Below are 22,459 nucleotides of genomic sequence, written 5' to 3' on the forward strand. Positions count from 1 at the left end.
CATCCGGCGGAACCGAGGCCTTCGCCCGCGCCGGCCCTCCCCTTGCCTCTATGCCTGGCGCTGCGCCAGGGAGCGGCGGACCTCGGCGTGCGCCAGTGCGCCGGCGTCCGCGGCGCTCATGGGGCGGGCGAACAGGTAGCCCTGCCCCAGCGAACAGCCCTGGCCGCGCAACCAATCCGCCTCTTCGGGCGTCTCGACGCCCTCGGCAACGGTCACAAGCTCCAGCGAGCGGCCAAGACCGAGCATGGAAGCGACGATCTTGCGGCACTGGGGATCATCCACGATGTGGGCGGTGAAGGACCGGTCGATCTTGATCTTGTCGATGGGCAGCTCGTAGAGGTGCCGCAGGCTGGAAAACCCCGTGCCGAAATCGTCGAGGGACATGCACACGCCCTCCGCCCTCAAAGCCGACATGCTCCGCCGCGCGGCCTCAAAATCCTGCACCAGGGCAGTCTCGGTGATCTCGAGCTCGATGCGCTGGGGCGGCACCTGCATGGCCGAGAGGAGATCGAGGATGCGGCGCGGCAATTGGGGATCGAGCAACTGCATGGGCGAGAGGTTGATGGCAACGGTAAATTCCGCGGGCCACTCCCGCGTGTCCTCGCACACCCGCCTGAGCATCGCGGTAAACAGGGTGTCCACAAGCCCGGCATCCTCGGCGATGGGGATAAAAGCCGGCGCACCCAGAAGCCCGCGCGTGGGGTGGTTCCACCGGGCGAGGGCCTCGAACCCCATGATCCGCCGGCTCGCGAGATCCACCAGCGGCTGATAGTGGGCGATGATTTCGCCCCGCTCGAAGCCATCGTGCAGATCGGCCTCCATCGCAAGCCGCGCGCGCCGACGCTCATCGAGGGTGGGGTCATAAAGGGCGTAGCGGTCCTTCCCGGCGGCTTTCGCCTGCCACATGGCGGTCTCCGCGCATTGGAGGAGCACGGTCTCCGTCACGCCGTCACGGGGAAACTTGCTGATGCCGATGCTGGCGGTAATCTTGACCTGCTTGTCCTGATAGACGAAGGGCTCGTGCAAAATATTCAGGACACGCGTCGCCAACCGAAACAGCTTATCCGGCTCCTCAGACAGCATCGGGAACAGCATAGAGAACTCATCGCTGCCAAGCCGCGCGACGAAATCCTCGCCTTGCAGGCATGTGCGCAGTCGCGTCGCGGCAAGATACAGGATTTCGTCTCCCGCACTGTAACCCCACATGTCGTTGACGGTCGAGAATTGATCAATATCGATCACCAGAAGCGCGAGCCGCGTCTGGCTCTGTTCCGCGCGCTTCAGCGCCTGACCAAACTCCTGTTGAAACAGGGCGCGGTTCGCGATGCCGGTCAGGGCGTCGAAATGGGCTGCATCCCGTGCCGCCTTTTCCGCATATCGGCGTTCGGCGATCTCCGCGCGGAGGCGGCGTTCGTGCACGACCAATATGGCGATCAGGGCGAACGTCGCGACCACGAAACCAGAATAAATCTCATCCAAATGCAACGATTCATAGGTTCGATTTAGGCTAAAAATCCGCTCGGAAAAATCAATCGAGACGAGAATAATCCAGATGCACACCGATACCAGAAAGATAATGAAATAAAATAAGCGCCCCCTGCTTCGGTCTGCAGAGGTAAGCTGCCTGTGCAACATGCTTGACCCTCCCCTTGCGAAGCCTGAATGCTGTGCGCCAGGTCAAACCCTTCATCTAAGCGGCACCGAAACACCATCTGCATGGCAGCGCTGCATCAGCGCTGGACTCTAGCACAGCGCGCAGCGATAAAATGCCGCACGAAATCACATCATTTTGACAAATTTTTTCACAGTCCTGCAAGGACTTGCGCGCACGGCCGGCTTCGCCGGAGCCGGCTTGGGGACTCCGGCGATCGCAATCCGAACGCCCCGGCAATGCCTGAAGTGAAACGCGCGCGCCTTGAGCGCTTTCGAGCGAAGCGGGGACCGGTTCGCGTAAAAAACGCGTCTACGCAATAACTTGGATCATTTTCCCGATTCCGCGAAACGGGGAAATGATCTAGGCTGCCGTGCCCTTGTCCGCAGCCGGATCCTCGGGCAGCGGATGCTTGGGTGCATGGGTGCACCCCCAGGCCGGCCCGAGATCCCGGAACCCCGCCTCGATGCACTCCACGTGGAGCCGCACTTCCGCGCCACCGGAAAAGGTGAGCAGCACATGGCCCGATGGCGCCTCGCCGGGAAGGAAGGTGACAGCCAGGAGATTGAGCACGCCGGTCCGGCGCGCCTCGTCCATGCCCCGGCACTTCGCCTCCAGCACCCGCTCGAAATGCAGGCCGGTGCGACGACGCACCGTCTCGTTGGCGCAGACCTTCTGGTCCCAGTCGAAGCGGTTCAGCACCATGGCGAACCGCTGGAGCCGGGGCAGGAAACCCATATCTTCCATCTTCACCACCGCATCCTGCAGATGCGCGGAGACGATGGCGAGATCCTCCTCGTCGAGGGCGATGAGCTTCAAGTTTTCCATGGCTTGGCTGCCTTTCTGGCCACACCGCACATAGCGATACAGGGCCCGCGCTTCAAGGGGCGGCCACGCATCCGGGCCACGCCGACAGCATCTGGCGAAACAGGACGCGACCGGCGAGGCACCCGGACGCGGCGCGGCATCCGACCTCCTCTCTGCAACGGGTTGCGCCAAATCCGCGGGCAACGCCTCGGCGCGCAGCGGCGCTACCGAGATGCAGGGGCCGTCCCCTGCCACGCCTTCCCCCCGCCCCCTGCCGCAGCTTTACCGTCGGCGCGCCGCCCCATAGGCTCGCGGCGCCGCCGGAAGCGGCCGGGGGGACGTGGGCAACATGAGAGTTATCGGACCGGCGTGGCGGGGCGCCAAGCGCACCGCGAAGATCGTCACCCTGCTCATTGTCGCCGTCGTCGCCACCATCTTCGTGGTGCGCGCAGTGGATTCCCAGCGCGGCCCGCCGCTCGAGCCGTGGCACACCTTCGTGCCGCCCGAACTTAGCCGCGCCCAGCTGGCGACCTCGGACCTTGCCGCCTACCTGCGGGCCGAGGACACGGCCTTCGCCGCCGTGCGCGCGAACGTGACCGACAAGCTGCCGCCGGCCGATCGCGTGCGCTTCAACCGCTATTATGACGCGAGCCCCATCTATCCCGGCCGTTTCGCCCAGGACTTCAACCGCACCTACGTGCTGGAGCCCAAGGGGGAGGCCGCGGGCGCGGCGGTGTTCCTGCACGGGCTCACCGATTCTCCCTACAGCCACCGCCACCTCGCCAGGCTCTATGCCGACCACGGCTTCATCTCGATCGTGCTGCGCCTGCCCGGCCATGGGACCGTGCCGGGGGCGCTGACGCAGGCCGACTACGAAGACTGGATCGCCGCCACCCGCCTCGCCATGCGCGAGGCCCTGCGTCGCGCGGGGCCGGGCAGGCCGGTGCACATCATCGGCTATTCCAACGGCGGGGCGCTGGCGCTCATGCATGCCCTCGACGCGCTGGACGATCCCGCCCTCGTGGCGCCATCGCGCATCGTCCTACTCTCGCCCATGGTGGGGGTGACGGAGTTTGCCCGCTTCGCCGGCCTCGCCGGGCTGCCCGCCATCTTCCCGGCCTTCGCGAAGGCCGCCTGGCTCAACATCATTCCCGAGTTCAACCCGTTCAAGTACAATTCATTTCCCGTAGATGCGGCGCGCCAGTCCTTCCTGTTGACGCAGACGCTGCAGGCGAACATCGACCGGCATCTGCGCGCCGGGCGGCTCGCCGGGCTCGCGCCGGTCCTCACCTTCCAGTCGGTGCTCGATCATACGGTGAGCACCCGCGCGGTCATCGAGCAATTGCACGCGCGTCTCGACGACAATGGCAGCGAGCTGGTGCTGTTCGACATCAACCGCGGCGGCCAGTTCGAGGAATTGCTCACGCGCACCGCCGATTCGGCCCTCTCGCGCCTGCTGCCGCCGGCACCGCGCCGGTTCCGCACCGCGGTCATCGCCAACGCCTCGACCACCACCGAAGACATGGAGGCACGCGAGACCCCCGCCGGCTCCACGCAGGAGACGGTCACGTCCCTGGGCCTCACCTATCCGGAGGACGTCTATTCCCTGTCCCACGTGGCGCTGCCCTTCCCGCTCTCCGACGGGCTCTATGGCCTGGAGCCGGACCTTGCCGACACCTTCGGCATCCGCCTCGGCGACATTGCCGCGCGGGGAGAGTTCGGGTCGCTGGTGGTGGGCGTGGACATGCTGGTGCGCATGTCCTCCAACCCGTTCTTTCCCTATCTCGTCCAGAGGGTGGCGGCGGGGCTGCCGCCGGCCCGGTAGGTCACCCCCGGTCCGGAGGGCAGCAGCCGGCCACGCCGGAGAATGCGGGCGACCTCCATCGAAGGCCTCCTCACGCCTCCTCGGGCACCGTCTGGCCGGAGAGCAGCTCCGCCACGAAGCGGGTGGAGGGATGGTGCGCGCACAACGTGAGGACGGCGATCAGGATCGGCACGCCGATGAAGGCGCCGGCAATGCCCCACAGGAAGGCCCAGACAAATACCGACAGCAGCACCAGGAACGGCGAGACCGCCAGCGCCTTGCCGGCGAACCGGGGCTCCAGGTAGCTGCCGGACAGGAACTGGATCAGGTTCAGGCAGACGAAGACGAACAGCGCCATCTCCCACGATTCGAACTGGGCGAGGGCGAACAGGGTTGGCAGCAGCGTCGCCACGAACGGGCCGATGAACGGAATATAGTTCATGGCGAAAGCGATGGCGCCCCACGCCAGCGCCAGTTCCAGCCCGGCGGTGAGGGTGAACACCCACACCACCGCGCCGGTGGCGATGCTCATCAGCGTGCGCACCGCCATGTATTTCTGCAGCTTCGCCGCCGTGTCGGCCAGCGCCGCCTGCAGGAACGGCGCCCGCCCGGATCGGCCGAGCCGCAGCACCTGGCTTTTCGCGGCATCCACCTCCAAAAGGCCGAGCAGCACATAGACGAAGGTGAAGACGAGGAAGCTCGCCAGCCCCTGCAGGCGGCCGGAAATGTCCTGGAACACGCGCAGCAGCCAGCGCACGTCGAAATGCTCGGCCCACAGGCCGGCCAGCACGAAGCCGTGCCCCTCCAGCCACTCCGCCGCCTGGGCATAGAGCGCCTGGAACCGGCCGGTGTTCTGGAACACCCAGGCCGCCACATGGCTGAAGCCCCACACCACCACCGACGACACCCCGCCCACCACGAACAGCGTGATGACGAGGGTGGCCAGCACGGCGAGGAGATCCGGCATCCCCCGCGCCAGGGCGGCCTTGAGCGGATAGACCACGGCGATGACGAACAGCGCGAACGCCACCGGGGCGATCAGCGTCTCCGCGATATAGAGCGCGGCGCACACCACCACCGCCGCCACGAGACCCATCAACCCCTTCATGCCGCGTCCTTCCCCACGATGATCCGCACCGCTTACCGCAGGACCGGACGGATGGCGAGGAATTCGGCTGATTTTATGCGCCCTTAGGGAAGGCAAGGTCAGGCGGAGAGGATGCGGCGCAGGGCGGCGCGGCCGAGGGGGGCCGCGCCGGGAGCATTGCTCAGGACGAACACCCCGAACGGAGACGGCGCGCCGGTGCCCTGCCAGGCGATGAAGCCCATCCAGGCGGTGAAGCCCGCCACCGCTCCGTCCTTGGTGAGCACCCGCACCGGGGCGGAAGCATCTGGAATATCCGACAAAATCCATCCATAGGCGGTGCGCGGCGCGCCCCCGCCGGCGCAGGCGGGCACGGCGAAGACCGGGCCCTGCAGGTAGGCCAGTGCCGGATCATCGAGACCGCCTTCCGAGAAGCCCATCTGGTGGCGCAGGAAGGCGAGCATGTCGACACCGGAGGCGACAATGCCACCCGACCCCACCCCTGTCGGGTATGTCGGGCGATAGTCGGTGTCAGGTGTCAGCATCTGCCAGTTGCGGCGGTAGGCGCGCGGCAGGCGCGCTTTCATGGCAGGCCGGAAGATGCCCGTGTGCGTCGCCCCGCAGGTCGCCCCATAGGCCTTCAGGGTGGCGTCGTAGCGCTCGGCGAAGTCCTGCGCGCTGCCCCGGCCGGCGCCGGCGCCGGCCATGGCAAGGAGGGACCAGCCGAGGTTGGAATAGGAATAGCAGGTGCCGGGCGGGGCCGCCGGAGCGGCACGCGCGAGGTAGCGGAAGAGCGCGTCGAAGCTGGCCATGGTGCCGGGCGGCACCACTGCGCGGTGGTTGTCCTGGGCAAGGCCGGGCTGGTAGCGCGCCAGCGCCGCCAGCGGGATCGCCGCCATTCCCGGCGAGAGGCGGCGCGGCGCCAGCCAGTCGCCGAGGGTGCCGGTGAACGGGCCGTGTTGGGCAAAGTGCAGGGCGGTGGTGAACACCTTGGCGATGGAGCCGATCTCGAACAGGGTTCCCCCATCGAGCGCCAGCGGCCGACCCGCGGGATTGGTGAGGCCGTGCGCCCCGGCGAACAGAAGCTGGCCGTTGCCGCGCGGGTTCACCACGCCGAGCACCACCGCGCGCTTCGCCCCATGATCGCGGCGCGCCCGTTCGGCCGCAGCATCGATCATACCCTGCAGGGCGCGGTAGGGCACGGGCGGGTAACCGGCGCCGAAAGCGGGGGCGGAGCCCAGCGCCAAGGCAGCGGTGATGAAGGCTCGTCTGGTCAGCATGGCAGCCTTCTCCTCCCCCCGCATCTTCCCGCCTTGGCGGCCTCCAGGCGAGAGCCTTTTCATGTATGCAATGCGTACCAAGATGGACAATAATGCCTAATAATTAACCCACTCATGCCCGCCGGGAGCGCAGCCCCATGTACGGGGGCGCGACAAGTGGTTGAATTTCCAGGAGGGAAGAACTGGCACGGGCCTTGCTTTTGAGGATGGCGAGTTGGTGGCTAGGGTTCCGGCATCCAGAGGGTGCGCTGGTCCGAGAGCTGCCACTGCTGCGGGAGACATCCGCAGCGGGTGCACGGCGGGATAAAAGCCCGGGAGACCTCAGTGGCCAAGGAATTGGCGGCACTCGGGTTTCCGCCAGTTCCCAATCGTATCCAGCGAAGGGGAATTATATGCGCACTCCGTTCTCGTCCTCCGCCCACCGCTTGAAGTCGTTCGCCGCCCGCGCCATCGGCGCCGTGGCCGTGGCCGGCCTCGCCTTCGCCGCCCAGCCGGCGATGGCCGCGCCGAAGAAGGAGTTCAAGGTCGCCTGGTCCATCTATGTGGGCTGGATGCCGTGGGGCTACGCCGCCGATTCCGGCATCGTCAAGAAGTGGGCCGACAAGTACGGCATCAAGATCGACGTGGTGCAGTTCAACGACTACGTGGAGAGCATCAACCAGTACACGGCCGGCGCCTTCGACGCCCTCACCGTGACCAACATGGATGCCCTCTCCGTGCCCGCCGCCGGCGGCGTGGACACCACTGCCGTCATCGTCGGCGACTTCTCCAACGGCAATGACGCCGTGATCCTGAAGAACAAGAAGGAACTCTCGGCCATCAAGGGCCAGAAGGTGAACCTCGTCGAATTCTCGGTCTCCCACTACCTGCTCGCCCGCGCGCTTGAGAGCATCAAGCTCAAGGAGCGCGACGTGAAGGTGGTGAACACCTCGGACGCCGACATGGTGGCCGCCTACAAGACCAAGGACGTGACCGCCGTGGTCACCTGGAACCCGCTGGTCTCCGAGATCCTCGCCGACAAGACCGCGCACAACGTGTTCGACTCATCCAAGATCCCCGGCGAGATCATGGACCTGATGGTGGCCAACACCGACACGCTCAAGGACAACCCCGACTTCGGCAAGGCGCTGGTGGGCATCTGGTACGAGACGACCGCCCTCTTCACTGCCGACACGGACGCTGGCAAGGCGGCCCGCGCCGCCATGGGCAAGGCCTCCGGCACGGATCTGGCCGGCTTCGACAGCCAGCTCGCCGCCACCAAGCTCTTCGGCAAGGCTTCGGACGCGGTGGAATTCGTGCGCTCCCCGGCAGTGGGCACCACCATGGACCGGGTGCGCAAGTTCCTGTTCGAGAAGAACCTGCTCGGCTCCAACGCCAAGTCCGCCGACGCGGTGGGCATCGCGCTCGCCGACGGCAAGGTGCTGGGCGATGCGAAGAACGTGAAGTTCCGCTTCGTCGACACCTTCATGGCGGCTGCCGCCGACGGGAAGCTGTGAGGGGCTGAGCCGCCCTCGTGTCCCGGACAAGCGAAGGCGCAGCCTGAGCGCTGATCCGGGACCCAGGGGAAAGTCCTGCGCAGCAGGCCCTGTCCTGCCAGCACGGCTGGCAGGAGCCGCCTTCGGCGAACCCGTGCGCTGGGCCCCGGCTCTCCTTCCGCTGACGCTCCAGTCGGCCGGGGCGCGAGGCTCCTCCCCATCATGTTCTCCGGGCCGGGCGGCCTTCGGACCCGCCCGCTTCCATCCACCCTTCAGGAGCAGCGCTGATGCGCCTCGTCAATGTCAGGCCGGATCGGGGAACGGCGCTGTTCCTCGCCATCCTGCCGTTTGCCCTCGTCATCCTTGCTTATGTACTGGGCTCCGCCGAGCGCCTCGCCCTCAACCCCGACGACAAGCTCCTGCCGAGCCTCGGCTCGCTGGGCGAGGCGATCGTGAAGATCGCCTTCACGGCGGATGCGCGCACCGGCGACTACCTGTTGTGGACCGACACGCTGGCCAGCCTGGAGCGACTGTTCTCGGCGCTCGCCATCTCCACCGCCATCGCCCTCGCCATCGGCGTGCTCATCGGCATGCTGCCGGTGGTGCGCTCCTTCCTCGCGCCGTTCGTCGCCATGGTCTCCATGGTGCCGCCTCTGGCGCTCCTGCCCATCCTCTTCATCGTCATGGGGTTGGGAGAGGCCTCCAAGATCGCCCTCATCACCATCGGCATCACGCCCTACCTCATCCGCGACCTCGCCATGCGGGTGGAAGAGCTGCCGCGCGAGCAGATGATCAAGGCGCAGACGCTGGGCGCCTCCACCTGGCAGATGGCGCTGCGCGTGGTGCTGCCGCAGATCCTGCCCCGCCTCATGGACGCCCTGCGCCTGTCGCTCGGCCCGGCCTTCCTGTTCCTCATCGCGGCCGAGGCCATCGCCTCGGATTCAGGCCTCGGCTACCGCATCTTCCTGGTGCGGCGCTATCTCGCCATGGACGTGATCCTGCCCTACGTCGCCTGGATCACCCTCCTCGCCGTGGCCATGGACTTCGCGCTGGTGCGCGCCCGTCGCTTCTTCTTCCCCTGGTTCGGAGCCGCGAAATGACCGCCATTTCCGTGCGCCACCTGTGGAAGGAATATGGCGACCAGATCGTGCTGGAGGACATCTCCCTCGATTTCGCGCCGCGCGCCTTCATCGCCCTCGTCGGTCCCTCGGGCTGCGGCAAGACCACCTTTTTGCGCATCCTCCTGTCGGAGGAGACGGTGACCCGCGGCGAGGTGCTGATCGGCGGCCAGCCCATCGCCCGCGAGCCCGGCGCCGACCGGGGCGTGGTGTTCCAGCGCTATTCCGTGTTCCCGCACCTCACCGTGCTGGGCAACGTGGTGCTCGCCGCCGAGATGGGGGAAGCCCCCCTCACCGGCCGCCTGTTCGGCGCCCGCCGCCGCGCGGCGGAGGAAGAGGCCCGCGCCCTCATCGAGGAGGTCGGGCTGAAGGGCGCGGAGGACAAGTATCCGGCGGCCCTTTCCGGCGGCATGCAGCAGCGCCTCGCGCTGGCGCAGGCCATCATGCGCAGACCTAAGATCCTGCTGCTGGACGAGCCCTTCGGCGCGCTTGATCCCGGCATCCGCGCCGACATCCACCAGCTCATGCTGAAGCTGTGGAACACCTGCGAGATGACCGTGGTGATGGTGACCCACGACCTGAAGGAGGCGTTCACCCTCGCCACCCGCATCATCGCCTTCGAGCGCCGCCGAAACCGGCCGGAAGAAAAAGCCCGCTACGGCGCCACCATCGCCAAGGACATCGAGGTCTGGCCCAAGAGAATTGCCGGCCAACCCAAGACGAAATCCGTGAACCCAGGCCGGGACGACCCGGCCCTTCCCTCGGGACCCGGCCGGGACGACCCGGCGCTTCAGACGGCTTGAGGAGACCACAATGACCGTCAGCGAAGACACCCGCCTGTTCATCGAACAGAACAAGCGCCGGTACGAGGACCTGAAGGCCGCCGGCCAGCAGCATGCGCCGAAGGCCCTGCCCGGCCCGACGCCGCGGGATGGCGCCCCCATCCCCGAAAGCGCGGTTCTCCACACGGAGGCCATTCCCGGCGGCTGGTACTGGTCGACGCGGATGGCGGCCGGCGAAGCCCTGCGCATCCATCTGGCGCACGGGCCGGCGGCGGTCTCCCTGATCGCCTGGGCGGCGGCGGATCGATCCGAGCGGCTGAACTATGCCGACACGGTGAAGGTGCAATGGACCTCGGCGCTGGGCAAGGGCCGCGTGCTGTTCTCCGACATGGGGCGGGTGATGTTCTCGCTGATCGAGGACACCACGGGCATGCACGATGCCCTCGTGGGCGGCTCCACGAGCGCCTCCAACCGCGCCCGCTATGGCGACAAGGTGCTGCGCAACACCCGCGACAACTTCATTCTCGCCGCCGGCAAGCTCGGCTACGACCGGCGCGACATCCCTCCCGCCATCACCTTCTTCGCCCCGGTGCGCACCGATGCCGACGGCGTCTTCCACTGGATCGAGGGCCAGCGCCAACAAGGCGACTTCGTGGACTTGCGGGCCGAGATGGACCTCGTCGTCACCCTCTCCAACTGCCCGCACCCGCTGGACCCGGCGCCCGCCTATGACCCGCCCGCCGTGGAGGCCATCCGCTTCAGCGCGCCCGCGCCCGCCGCGGACGACCTGTGCCGCACCGCCACCATCGAGGCCGTGCGCGGCTTCGAGAACACCGCGCGCTGAGGGGAGGCATTCATGAGCAAGTTCTTCGCGACCCCCGTGCGGGATGCTTCCGCCGCGCTCCACGATTACTTCGTGCCCGCCAACGCGCCCTTCTCCTGCGTGGTGAAGAAGGGCCAGTCGGTGCGCATCGTCGACCTGGAAGGCCAGCAGGCGGTGGATACGCTGTTCTACCGCGCCGACGACTTCATGGAGCGCTACTCCTCGCAGGATACGCTGCGGGTGCAGGGCTCGGCCTATGTGTCCACCGGCACGCGGCTGATCTCGTCCGAAGGCAACGTGATGCTCACCGTCACCGCCGACACGAGCGGCCGGCACGATACTTCGGCGGGCGCCTGCTCCTGCGAGGCGAACACGGTGCGCTTCGGCCATCAGGTGAAGTATCTGCACGCCTGCCGCGAGAATTTCGTCATGGAGGTGACGAAGCACGGCATGTCGAAGCGGGACATCGTGCCCAACATCAACTTCTTCATGAATGTGCCGGTGGAGCCCTCGGGCGAACTGGCCATCGTCGACGGCATCTCCGGCCCCGGCGACTATGTGGAGATGCTGGCTGAGATGGACGTGCTCCTCGTCATCTCCAACTGCCCGCAGATCAACAACCCCTGCAACGGCTTCAACCCGACGCCGATCCAGGTCCTCGTCTTCGCCGGCGAGGAGGGCTGAGCCGTGTTCAAAAAAGTTCTCATCGCCAATCGCGGCGAGATCGCGCGGCGCGTCATCCGCACGCTGCGCGCCATGAACATCGCTTCGGTCGCCGTCCATTCGGATGCCGACCGCTTCACCCGCGGCGTGCTGGAGGCGGACGAGGCGGTGCGGCTCGGCCCGGCCCCCGCCGCCGAGAGCTACCTGAACGTCGACGCCGTCATCGAAGCCTGCAAGGCGACGGGAGCGCAGGCGGTGCATCCCGGCTACGGCTTCCTGTCGGAGAACGTCGCCTTCGCCCAGCGCCTGGCGCAGGAGGGCATCGCCTTCATCGGGCCGAAGCCGGAGCACCTGAAGGACTTCGGCCTGAAGCACACGGCGCGCGCGCTGGCCAAGGCGAGTGGCGTGCCGCTGCTGCCGGGCACGGACCTGCTGGAGAGCGCCGAAGCGGCGCTGGCGGCGGCGCAGGCCATCACCTATCCGGTGATGCTGAAGTCCACCGCCGGCGGCGGCGGCATCGGCATGCAGCTCTGCCACACCCCCGACGAGCTGCGGGACGTGTTCGAGCGTGTCCAGCGCACGGCCCGGGCCTCCTTCGGCGATGCCCGCGTCTATCTGGAGCGGTTCGTCTCGCAAGCCCGCCATGTGGAAGTGCAGATCTTCGGCGACGGCAAGGGCAAGGTGGTGGCGCTGGGCGAGCGCGACTGCTCGCTCCAGCGCCGAAACCAGAAGGTGGTGGAGGAAACCCCGGCCCCCCTCCTCTCCGACGCCGTCCGCGCCCGCCTCCACGCCGCGGCGGTGCAGCTCGGCGAGAGCGTCGCCTACGAGAGCGCCGGCACGGTAGAGTTCATCTACGACCCGGCGCGCGAGGAATTCTACTTCCTCGAAGTCAACACGCGCCTTCAGGTGGAACATCCCGTCACCGAGGCGGTGTTCGGCATCGACCTCGTGGAATGGATGATCCGCCAGGCGGCGGGCGAGGACCCCATATCCGCCGCCGGCCCGCTGACGCCGAAGGGCGCGGCCATGGAGGTGCGCGTCTATGCGGAGATCCCGCACGCCAATTTCCAGCCCTCCGCCGGCCTGCTCACGGAAGTGAAATTCCCGGAGTGGGCGCGCATCGACGGCTGGATCGAGACCGGCACGGAGGTGACACCCTATTACGATCCCATGCTCGCCAAGGTGATCGTGACCGGCGCCGACCGCCCCGCCACCATCGCCGCGCTCCATGCGGCGCTGGCGCAGACCTCCATCTGCGGCATCGAGACCAACCTTGCGTATCTGCGCGCCATCGCGGCCTCGGAGCTGCTTGCTTCCGGCAAGGTGGCAACCACCGCGCTCAAGGACTTCGCGTTCCGCCCGTCGAGCGTGGAGGTGCTCGTTCCCGGCGCTCAGTCGAGCCTGCAGGAGCTGCCGGGGCGGCTCAACCTGTGGCACGTGGGCGTGCCGCCCTCCGGTCCCATGGACGACTATTCCTTCCGCCGCGCCAACGCGCTGGTGGGCAATGCGGAAACCGCCTGCGCGCTGGAGATGACCGTCAACGGCCCCACCCTGCGCTTCCACGACGATGCGAGGGTGGCCATCTGCGGCGCCCTGATGCCGGCGACGCTGGACGGCGCGTCCGCCCCGCACGATGCGGCCTTCAAGGTCGAGGCCGGGCAGGTGCTGGCCATCGGCGCCATTTCCGGGCCGGGGCAGCGGGCCTATCTCGCGGTGAACGGCGCATTCCAGGCGCCGGTGGTGCTGGGCTCGCGCGCCACCTTCGCGCTGGGACAGTTCGGCGGCCATGCCACCGGCACGCTGAAGGGCGGCGATGCGCTCCACCTCGCCCCGAAGGCGGCGCGCCCGGCCGTTCCCGCCGGGGTGAACATCCCTCCCGCCCCGCTGACGCGGGAGTGGACCATCGGCGTCGTCTACGGCCCGCACGGCGCGCCCGACTTCTTCCGGGATGAAGACATCGCCGACCTCTTCGCCGCCACCTACGAGGTGCATTTCAACAGCGCCCGCACCGGCGTGCGCCTCATGGGGCCGACGCCCCGCTGGGCGCGCACCGATGGCGGCGAGGCGGGGCTCCATCCCTCCAACATCCACGACAACGCCTATGCCATCGGCGCCATCGACTTCACCGGCGACATGCCCATCATCCTCGGCCCGGACGGCCCCTCCCTCGGCGGCTTCGTCTGCCCGGCGGTGATCGCCCGCGACGAGCAATGGAAGATGGGGCAGCTCAAGCCCGGCGACACCGTGCGCTTCGCGCCCCTCGCTCGGCCGGATGATCCCAGTCCCGAATGCCCTCTCACGCCTGCGGGCGCCCTGCCAACCTCGTCCGGAGGGAGCGCGACCGGTTTGCCCTCTCCCCTCGCGGGAGAGGGTGCCGAGCGGAGCGAGGCGGGTGAGGGGGCTGGCGACGTTCGTCCGGATGGTTTCCGGTCTCTTCCGCCGGCGCCCCCCCTCACCCCCGCCCCCTCTCCCGCGAGGGGAGAGGGGAGGCCCGCACCGGCGGCGATGGTCACAGACAGCCCGGTCGTGGGAGAGGGAGCCCCGCGCGGCGCTCCCTCGCGGCGAAGCATCGACCCCGGCTCCCCCATCCTCGCCCGGCGCGAAGATGGACCGGTGCGCGTGGTCTACCGCCGGCAAGGCGACGACAATCTGCTGGTCGAGTTCGGCGACATGCATCTCGACATCGCCCTGCGCCTGCGCGCCCATCTTATGGCGCAGGCGGTGCAAGAGGCACGCCTGCCGGGGATCATCGACCTCACCCCCGGCATCCGCTCGCTGCAGATCCACTATGACGGCGCGGCGATGCCTCGCGCCAACCTGCTCGACGCCCTGGCCGAGATCGAGAGCGGCCTGCCCCGCGCCGAGGACGTGGTGGTGCCGAGCCGCGTCGTCCACCTGCCGCTCTCCTGGAACGACCCGCAGGCCGAGCTGGCCATGCGCAAGTACCAGGAGCTGGTGCGGCCGAACGCGCCGTGGTGCCCGTCCAACATCGAGTTCATCCGCCGCATCAACGGGCTTCCCGACGAGCAGGCAGTGAAGGACATCATCTTCGGCGCCAGCTACCAGGTGCTCGGCCTCGGCGACGTCTATCTCGGCGCGCCGGTGGCCACCCCCATCGACCCGCGCCACCGCCTCGTGACCACCAAGTATAATCCGGCCCGCACCTGGACGCCGGAGAACGCGGTGGGCATCGGCGGCGCCTACATGTGCATCTATGGCATGGAGGGGCCGGGCGGCTACCAGCTCTTCGGCCGCACCATCCAGATGTGGAACACGTGGCGGAGCACGCCGGAATTCCGCGACACCCCCTGGCTGCTGCGCTTCTTCGATGAGATCCGCTTCTTTCCGGTCTCCCATGCGGAGCTGACGGAGGCCCGCGCCGCCTTCCCGCACGGGGCCTATCCCGTGCGCATCGAGGAAGGCCGCTTCTCCTATGCGGAGTATGCGGCCGGTCTTGCGGCCAACGCCGCCGAGATCACCGCCGGCAAGGCCCGCCAGCAGGCGGCGTTCGAGGCCGAGCGCGCCCGCTGGAAGGCGGAGGGGCTCGACAGCTTCGTGGTGGAGGACGGCGCCGGGCCGTTCAGCGAAGGCGAGATGCCGGAGGGCTGCTTCGGCGTGTCGGCCAACGTGCCGGGCAACGTCTGGAAGGTGCTGGTGGAAGCGGAGGCGATGGTCGCCGCCGGCGACACCATCGCCATCATCGAATCCATGAAGATGGAGATCTCCATCACCGCCCACGCCTCCGGACGGGTGCGGGAAATCCGCGCCGCGCCCGGCCGCACCATCCGTTCCGGCGACATCGTCGCCGTGCTCGAAGCCTTGTGAAGACAGCGTGGTGAGGAATCCCATGGCGAACGATCTGCCGCTCAGCGCTTATCGCTCCTCGACGGCCCCGCTTCCCGACGCGGTGCCCATCGCGGTGGTGGGGGCTCACCTCACCGGCATGCCGCTGAATGCCGAGCTCACGCAGGCTGGCGGCGTGCTGGTGAAACGCTGCCGCACGGCGCCGGACTACCGCCTGTTCGTGCTGCCGGACACCACGCCCCAGAAGCCGGGCGTGGTGCGCGAGCCCGGCTTTGCCGGGCCGGGGCTGGAGGTGGAGGTGTGGGCGCTGGAGCCGGCCGCCTTCGGCCGCTTCGTCGCCCGCATCCCGGCGCCGCTGGGCATCGGCAAGCTCAGGCTGGAGGACGGCAGCGAGGTGCCGGGTTTCCTGTGCGAGGCCCATGCGGTGGAGCGGGCGCAGGAGATCACGGCGCTGGGCGGCTGGCGCGCCTATGTGGCCGGGCGGGGGTAGGTCGTTCAGCCCGCACCAAACCACCGTCATCCTCGCAAAATCCGCCGTCATCCCCCGGCTTGTCCGGGGCATGACGGCGGATGGAAGCGGCGCCATCGGCAAATCCTTGCGCCGTGTCCCGGCTCTCCTTCCGCTGACGCCCTCGTCAGCCGGGACACGGTGGCGACGCGCCCCATTTGACATTCCCCCCCGCCCTGCCTTTAGTGGCCGGGTCGAAGGTCCCGTGCTGCACCACGGGCGCAAAAGGGAATGCGGTGCGGAAGGCCGGGGCACGCGTGCTTTGAGCTTCCAATGCCGTGGCTGCCCCCGCAACTGTAAGCGGTGAGCCCCTGCCAGACGCCACTGGAGTGATCCGGGAAGGCGGCGGGGGCGCGGAACCGCGAGCCAGGAGACCTGCCTTCGACAAGGTCCGCGCCGGGCGGGGTGCTCCGGTTCTGCGTCCCTTTGAAGCCCGCGCCTGCGGGCATTGCGCGCACCTTGGGATGTCGACGGGTGGAGCGCAGCGACCTTCCGGACCTTTCGGGCGATGCCGGCGCGGCTGAGGCAACCGCGCCGATGACGACCCCCGAAACCGACGCGCCCGCCAGCGCATCCGCGCGCCGCGACCCGCCGGCCGTCACCCTCTTCGTCTGCACCACCTGCCGCAGCGCCCCGGACGGAGCGTTGCCCGCCGACGGCGTGGCCCTCGTCGAAGCCACAACCGCCCTGACGGCGCCCCCCGGCATCGTGGTGAAGGGCGTGCGCTGCCTCGCCAACTGCAAGCGCGCGCTGTCCGCCGCCATGGTCCGCCGCGACGGCTGGACCTATGTGTTCGGCGACCTCACCGCCGATGCCGCCGCCGACCTGATGGAAGGCGCCCGGCTCCTCGCCGAGGCCCCGGACGGCCTCATGCCCTGGCGCGGCCGCCCCGAAAGCCTGAAGCGCGGCATGGTCGCGCGCATCCCGCCCCTTTCCCTCCCCGAGGAGCCCTGATGACCTCGCTCGCCCGCGTCCCCTGCACCATCGTCACCGGCTTCCTCGGCGCCGGGAAGACCACGCTCATCCGCCATGTGCTGGAGAATGCCGGCGGCAAGCGCCTCGCGGTGATCGTCAACGAGTTCGGCGACGTGGGCATCGACGGCGAGATCCTGAAGGGCTGCGGCATCGAGAGCTGCGCCGAGGACACCATCGTCGAGCTCGCCAACGGCTGCCTGTGCTGCACCGTGGCCGACGACTTCGTGCCGGCGCTCGACCAGATCCTCGCCTTGACCCCGCGAGTGGACCATATCCTCATCGAGACCAGCGGCCTCGCGCTGCCCAAGCCCCTGGTGCAGGCCTTCCAGTGGCCGGCCATCAAGGGCCGGGTGACGGTGGACGGCGTGGTGGCGGTGGTGGACGGGCCGGCTCTGGCGGAAGGGCGCGTCGCGCCGGACCTCGCGGCGCTGGCCGCCCAGCGGGCGGACGATGCCAGCCTCGACCATGACGACCCGGTGGAAGAGGTGTTCGAGGACCAGATCGCCTGCGCCGACCTCGTCATCCTCTCCAAGAGCGACCTGCTCGACGCCGCCGGCTTCGCCGCCGCCGAGACGGCGGTGGCCGGCAGCCTGCCGGCGGCGGTGAAGCTGGTGCGCGCCTCCGGCGGCAAGGTCGACCTCGCCGTGCTGCTGGGCCTCGGCATGGGCGCGGAAGACCGGATCGACGCCCGCCGCACCCACCATGACGACGAGGAAGACCACGACCACGACGAGTTCGAGAGCATCGTGCTCGCCTTGCCCGAGATCACCGACCCGGCCGCCCTGGCCGCGCGCGTGGTCGCGGCGGCCGGCACCCCGGACGTGCTGCGGGTGAAGGGCTTCGCGGCCGTGGCAGGCAAGCCCATGCGCCTGCTGGTGCAGGGCGTCGGCCCGCGGGTGTCGCACCATTTCGACCGGCCTTGGGGCGCGGGCGAGGCGCGCAGCGGCGCGCTGGTGGTGATCGGCCTCAAGGGCTTCGACCGCGCGGCGGTGGAGCAGGCGATCCTCGGCTGAGGCGATAAGCACCCCATGCACATCCTCGCCACCACATCGACGACGCTGGAGGACCTGGCCGAGCCGGTCGACCTTGCCCAGCCGCCCGGCGACATGGTGGCGCTCTCCTTCGCCGACAGCGACCTTCTGGCCCTCTCCGCCGCGTGGCGGGCGCGGCGCGACGACCTGCCCAGCCTGCGCCTCGCGCGGCTGAAGGACCTGCGCCATCCCATGTCGGTGGATTTGTGGGTGGAGAAGGTGGCCAGCCGGGCCAAGGTGGTGCTGGTGCGCCAGCTCGGCGGGCTCGACTGGTGGCGCTATGGCGCCGAGCGGCTCGCGGCCATGGCCCGCATGCGCGGCATCGCCCTCGCGTTGCTGCCGGGGGAGGACCAGGACGACCCGCGCCTTGCCGCCCTCTCCACCCTGCCGCGGGCGGAGCTTGCACGCTGGCTCGCCTATTTCCGCGCCGGCGGGCCGCAGAACATGGGCGCGCTGCTGGACACCATGGCGGGCGCGGCGGACTACGCCGTCTGCCGCCGCATCCCGCCGCCCTGCCCGGTGCCGGCCGCCGCCTTCCACCGCCCCGGTGCCGGGCTGCTGGAGGCGGGCGAGGCCCGGCGCGCGGCGCGGTCCGATGCGCGGGCCAAGGCCCTCATCCTGTTCTATCGCTCGCAGTGGCTGGCGGCGGACACGGCGGCCGTCGATGCCCTGGCGACCGCGCTTGAAGCGCGCGGCATCGCGCCGCTCTGCCTGTTCGTGCCCAGCCTGAAGGCGCCGGAGGCCCGCGCCGCCGTGCGCGCGGCGGCGGCGGAACTCGCTCCGGCGGTCATCGTCACCACCACCGCCTTCGCCGCCGGGGAGGCGGCCGAATTGTTCCCGGCCGGCGGACCGCCCGTGCTCCAGGCCGCCCCGGCCACCACCGCCCGCGAAGCCTGGGCCGCGAGCCCGCGCGGCTTTTCCGCCGCGGATCTGGCCATGCACGTGGTGCTGCCGGAGCTGGATGGGCGGGTGCTGGCCGGCGCGCTCTCCTTCAAGGATTTCGCCGAGGCCGACGCGGACCTCGCCTTCGCCGCCGCCGTCAACCGGCCGGAGCCGGACCAGGTGGCGCATGTGGCTGATCGCGTTGCCGCCTTGGTCCGCCTCGCCGCGACGCCCCGCGCCGGGCGGCGGCTGGCGCTGGTGCTGCCGGACTATCCGGGCGCGGAGGGCCGCTCCGGCTACGCGGTAGGGCTCGACGTGCCGGAGAGCGCGCGGCGGCTCCTGGAAGCCCTCGCCGGCGCCGGCTACGCCATCGGCCCCGCCCCGGCGGATGCGAAGGCCCTGCTCGGCGCCCTCGCCCCCGCCCCGGCCCTGACGCTGGACGCCTACCGGGCCGCCTTCGCCCGCCTGCCCGAGGCCACGCAGGCCTCCGTCATCGCCGCATGGGGCCCACCGGAGGCGGACCGGGATGTGAAGGACGGGGCCTTCCACGTCCGGCTCGCCCGCTTCGGCGCTCTCACCCTCGCCTTCGCGCCGGATCGCGGCGCCTCCCTCGACCGGCGCGCCGACTATCACGACCCGGCCCTGCCGCCGCGCCACGCCCTCATCGCCTTCGGCCTGTGGCTGCGCGAGGGGCTCGGCGCCCACGCCATGATCCATCTCGGCGCCCACGGCACGCTGGAATGGCTGCCGGGCAAGGCGGTGGCCCTCACCCCGGCCTGCTTCCCGCAGGCGGTGATGGGCGCGCTGCCGGTGGTCTATCCCTTCATCGTCTCCAATCCCGGAGAGGCGGCGCAGGCCAAGCGCCGCCTCGCCGCCGTCACCATCGGTCACCTGCCACCGCCCTTGGCCGCCGCCGGCCTCACCGAGGCGGAGCAGAAACTGGAACGGCTGGTGGACGAATATGCCCAGGCCGACGGCCTCGACCGCCGCCGCCGCGAGCGCCTCGCCGCGCTCATCGTCGAGACGGCGGCGGAAACGGGCCTCGCCGCCACCGCCGGCGTCACGGCCGGCGCCGACCCGGACGAGGCGCTGCGCCGCATCGACGCCTGGCTGTGCGACCTGAAGGACCTCGCGGTGAAGGACGGCCTCCACGTCTTCGGCCGCGCGGCGGACGGCGAGGGCGACCCCGCCCGCCTCGCCTCGGCCGACGCGGAGACCGCCGCCCTGCTCGACGCCCTCGACGGCCGCTTCGTGCCCGCGGGCCTGCCGGCGCCCCGGCGCGGGGACGGCGGGACGTGCTGCCCACGGGCCGCAACCTGTTCACCGCCGATCCGCGCACGCTGCCCACCCCCACCGCCTGCGACCTCGCCCGCAAGGCCGCCGACGAGGCGCTGCGCCTCCTCCTCCAGGAGCATGGCGAATATCCCCGCGCGCTGGTGCTGGACCTGTGGGGCAGCGCCAGCCTGCGCACCGGCGGCGAGGAGATCGCCCAGGGTCTCGCCTTCCTCGGCTGCCGGCCGGTGTGGGAAGCCGCGACCGGCCGCGTCACCGGCATCGAGGTGCTCCCCCCCGCCGTGCTGGGGCGCCCGCGCATCGACGTGACCTTCCGCATCTCCGGCTTGTTCCGCGATATCTTCCCCACCCAGATCGCCCTGCTGGACGCCGCCGTCCGCGCCGTCGCGGACCGGGACGAGGAGGACGCGGAAAATCCCCTCGCCGCCGCCCGCCGCCGGGGCGAGGACCCCGCCCGCCTGTTCGGCTCTGCCCCCGGCGCCTATGGCGCGGGCATCGAGGCGCAGCTCCAGCGCGGCGCGTTCGAGGCGCGCGAGGAGCTCGGCCACGCCTACATGGCGGCGGCATCCCACGCCTATGGCGGGTCGGACGGCGCGGCGACCCCCGCCCCCGGCCGCTTCGCCGCGCGGCTGGCGCAGGCGGACGCCCTCGTCCACGCTACCGACGACGCCGCCCGCGACCTGCTGGACGGCAGCGAGGATGCCGCCTTCATCGGCGGCTTCGCGGCGGCCGGCGCGGCGCTCGGGCGCAAGGCCCACCTGGTGGTGCTGGACACCACCGACCCCGACCGCCCCCGCGCCCGGCCCCTCGGCGAGGCGCTGGCGCGGCTGGTGCACGGGCGCGTGTCGGCGCTTTTCATCGCCGGCCAGATGCGCCACGGCCCGCGCGGGGCGGCGGAGCTGGCCGAGACGGTGGACCGCCTCGTCGCCTTCGCCGAGACCACCGAGCAGGTCCCCGGCGCCCTCATCGACCGCCTCCACGCGGCCTATCTCGGCGATCCGGCGGTGCGAGCCTTCCTGCTCGACCAGAATCCGGATGCCGCCCGCGCCATCGCCCGCCGCCTCGCCGATGCGCGCCGGCGCGGGCTGTGGCACCCGCGCCGCAACGATCTCGACGCCGATCTGGAAGCCCTCGGCGCCGCGCCCCAGCCCAAGGAGGCCGCCGAATGACCCCGGTCCCTCCGACCCGACGGGGCGCCTGCCCGGCCTTTCTCTCCCCCATGGAGACCGGCGACGGCCTGATTCTGCGCCTCGTGCCGGCGGATGGGACGCTCGCCACCGCCCAGGTGCGCGGCCTCGCGGCGGCGGCCATCGCCTTCGGCAGCGGGCTCATGGAGGTCACCGCCCGTGGCAGCCTCCAGGTGCGCGGGCTGAGGCGCGAGACGGTCGCGCCCCTGCAGGAGGCCACCTGGGCGCTGGGCATCACCCCGCGCCTGGGCCTTGCCATCGACGTATCGCCGCTCTCCGGCCTCGATCCGCGGGAGATCGCCGACGGGCGGCCCCTCGCCGATGCCATCCGCGCCGGGGCTGCGGCGCTGGCCGACCGGCTGGGACCGAAGGTGTCCGTCGTGATCGACGGCGGCGGCGCCATCCGCCTCGACGGGCGCAAGGCGGACGTGCGGCTCGTCGCCATGCGGCCGGGGTCCGACGTCCTGTGGTCCGTGGCCATCGGCGGCGGCGCGGCGGTGCTCCTGCCCGAGGCCGAGGCCGCGGCGCGAACCGTCGCCGCGCTGGCCGGCCTCGCCGCCCTCGGCCGCGCCGCCCGCGCCACCGACCTTCCCGGCGGCGCCGCCTCTCCCCGCCTCGCCGCCACGGCCCGCTCGCCCATCGGCCTGCTGCCCCTGGCGGATGGCTCCCTCGCCTGCGGCATCGGCCTTCCGTTCGGGGCGGCGGACGCCGCCACCTTCACCGCCCTCGCCGACGCGGTGGACGCCGCCGGGGCGCGGGACCTGCGCCCGGCGCCGGAGCGGGGGCTCATCGCCACCGGGCTCGACGCCGCCGGGGCCAGGGCCTTCGCAGAGGCAGCCGAACGGCTCGGCTGCCTCGTCCGCGCCGACGATCCCCGGGCCTTCATCGCCGCCTGCCCCGGCGCGCCGGCCTGCGCCTCCGCCCATTTCCCCTCGCGCCAGCTTGCGCCGGCCGTGGCACAGGCGCTTGGCCCGCTGCTCGACGGGTCGGTCACGGTCCATCTGTCCGCCTGCAGCAAGGGCTGCGCCCATCCCGCGCCGGCCACTCTCGCCTTCGTGGGCATGGACGCGCGCGTCGCGCTGGTGCATGAGGGCGCGGCGTCGCAGGCGGCGGGGCCGCTGCGGCCGGCGGACACGCTGGCCGCGGACCTCGCCGCGCTGGCCGAGGGCGCCATCCGCGTCCGCCGGCCCGGGGAGACCGGCCGCGAGGCGTTGCGGCGCATGGCAGTTGCGGACCTGTGGGCCAGCAAGGGACATTTGAAAGCGATGATCGAGACGTGACGGGCCGCGCAG

The 22,459-nt window shown here is 70.2% G+C and carries 14 protein-coding genes, 2 pseudogenes and 2 riboswitches; of the genes and pseudogenes, 12 read left to right on the plus strand and 4 right to left on the minus strand.

Annotated features, from left to right (window positions below; genetic code table 11):
* Positions 1–48: 48 nt before the first annotated feature.
* Positions 49–1,635 (minus strand): putative bifunctional diguanylate cyclase/phosphodiesterase, encoded by a 1,587-nt coding sequence (locus EZH22_RS26125; protein WP_203193288.1) that lies wholly within the window; start codon positions 1,633–1,635, stop codon positions 49–51.
* Between the two features lie 379 nt (positions 1,636–2,014).
* Positions 2,015–2,479, minus strand: a complete 465-nt coding sequence (locus EZH22_RS26130) for a DUF2948 family protein (protein WP_203193289.1) — start codon at positions 2,477–2,479, stop codon at positions 2,015–2,017.
* Between the two features lie 328 nt (positions 2,480–2,807).
* Between EZH22_RS26130 and EZH22_RS26135 the strand changes: the two genes are divergently transcribed.
* Positions 2,808–4,283: an alpha/beta hydrolase gene (locus EZH22_RS26135; RefSeq protein WP_203193290.1), complete on the plus strand. Its 1,476-nt coding sequence runs from the start codon at positions 2,808–2,810 to the stop codon at positions 4,281–4,283.
* Between the two features lie 70 nt (positions 4,284–4,353).
* Here EZH22_RS26135 and EZH22_RS26140 read toward each other — a convergent pair whose 3' ends face one another.
* On the minus strand, positions 4,354–5,370 hold the full coding sequence (locus EZH22_RS26140; RefSeq protein WP_203193291.1) for an AI-2E family transporter: 1,017 nt from the start codon (positions 5,368–5,370) through the stop codon (positions 4,354–4,356).
* Between the two features lie 98 nt (positions 5,371–5,468).
* A complete protein-coding gene (locus EZH22_RS26145) occupies positions 5,469–6,626 on the minus strand; it encodes a serine hydrolase domain-containing protein (protein ID WP_203193292.1) in 1,158 nt (385 codons plus the stop codon).
* Between the two features lie 210 nt (positions 6,627–6,836).
* A riboswitch (guanidine-I (ykkC/yxkD leader) is annotated at positions 6,837–6,946 on the plus strand.
* A 72-nt stretch (positions 6,947–7,018) separates the two neighbouring features.
* Here EZH22_RS26145 and EZH22_RS26150 point away from each other — a divergent pair.
* The 11 genes and pseudogenes from EZH22_RS26150 (at position 7,019) to cobG (ending at position 22,447) form a co-directional block, all read left to right on the plus strand.
* Positions 7,019–8,122 carry a putative urea ABC transporter substrate-binding protein gene (locus EZH22_RS26150; RefSeq protein WP_203193293.1) on the plus strand — a complete coding sequence of 368 codons (1,104 nt, stop codon included), beginning with the start codon at positions 7,019–7,021 and terminating at the stop codon, positions 8,120–8,122.
* A gap of 266 nt (positions 8,123–8,388) precedes the next feature.
* Entirely contained in the window at positions 8,389–9,201 is an 813-nt protein-coding gene (locus EZH22_RS26155) for an ABC transporter permease (protein ID WP_203193294.1), read from the plus strand.
* Entirely contained in the window at positions 9,198–10,022 is an 825-nt protein-coding gene (locus EZH22_RS26160) for an ATP-binding cassette domain-containing protein (RefSeq protein WP_203193295.1), read from the plus strand. The genes EZH22_RS26155 and EZH22_RS26160 overlap by 4 nt, the downstream gene beginning before the upstream one ends.
* 10 nt (positions 10,023–10,032) lie before the next feature.
* The gene (locus EZH22_RS26165; RefSeq protein ID WP_203193296.1) at positions 10,033–10,845 is read left to right on the plus strand and encodes an urea amidolyase associated protein UAAP1; all 813 of its coding nucleotides are present in this window, start codon (positions 10,033–10,035) and stop codon (positions 10,843–10,845) included.
* 12 nt (positions 10,846–10,857) lie between these two features.
* Complete coding sequence (locus EZH22_RS26170; RefSeq protein WP_203193297.1) at positions 10,858–11,508, plus strand: urea amidolyase associated protein UAAP2; 651 nt, start codon at positions 10,858–10,860, stop codon at positions 11,506–11,508.
* 3 nt (positions 11,509–11,511) lie between these two features.
* Positions 11,512–15,312 carry a 5-oxoprolinase/urea amidolyase family protein gene (locus EZH22_RS26175; RefSeq protein WP_203193298.1) on the plus strand — a complete coding sequence of 1,267 codons (3,801 nt, stop codon included), beginning with the start codon at positions 11,512–11,514 and terminating at the stop codon, positions 15,310–15,312.
* A gap of 82 nt (positions 15,313–15,394) precedes the next feature.
* Positions 15,395–15,781 (plus strand): annotated as a pseudogene (locus EZH22_RS26180) (allophanate hydrolase-related protein); the annotation flags it as partial.
* A gap of 199 nt (positions 15,782–15,980) precedes the next feature.
* Positions 15,981–16,196, plus strand: a riboswitch (cobalamin riboswitch).
* A gap of 140 nt (positions 16,197–16,336) precedes the next feature.
* Positions 16,337–16,753 carry a DUF1636 family protein gene (locus tag EZH22_RS26185; RefSeq protein ID WP_203193300.1) on the plus strand — a complete coding sequence of 139 codons (417 nt, stop codon included), beginning with the start codon at positions 16,337–16,339 and terminating at the stop codon, positions 16,751–16,753.
* Complete coding sequence (gene cobW, locus EZH22_RS26190; protein ID WP_203196774.1) at positions 16,750–17,787, plus strand: cobalamin biosynthesis protein CobW; 1,038 nt, start codon at positions 16,750–16,752, stop codon at positions 17,785–17,787. Before EZH22_RS26185 ends, cobW begins: the two co-directional genes overlap by 4 nt.
* 15 nt (positions 17,788–17,802) lie before the next feature.
* Positions 17,803–21,149, plus strand: a pseudogene (cobN, locus tag EZH22_RS26195) (cobaltochelatase subunit CobN).
* A complete protein-coding gene (cobG, locus tag EZH22_RS26200) occupies positions 21,146–22,447 on the plus strand; it encodes a precorrin-3B synthase (protein ID WP_203193301.1) in 1,302 nt (433 codons plus the stop codon). Before cobN ends, cobG begins: the two are co-directional and overlap by 4 nt.
* The last annotated feature ends 12 nt before the right edge of the window (positions 22,448–22,459 follow it).

The sequence above is a fragment of the Xanthobacter dioxanivorans genome, from assembly GCF_016807805.1.
GTDB classification, from domain to species: Bacteria; Pseudomonadota; Alphaproteobacteria; order Rhizobiales; family Xanthobacteraceae; genus Xanthobacter; species Xanthobacter dioxanivorans.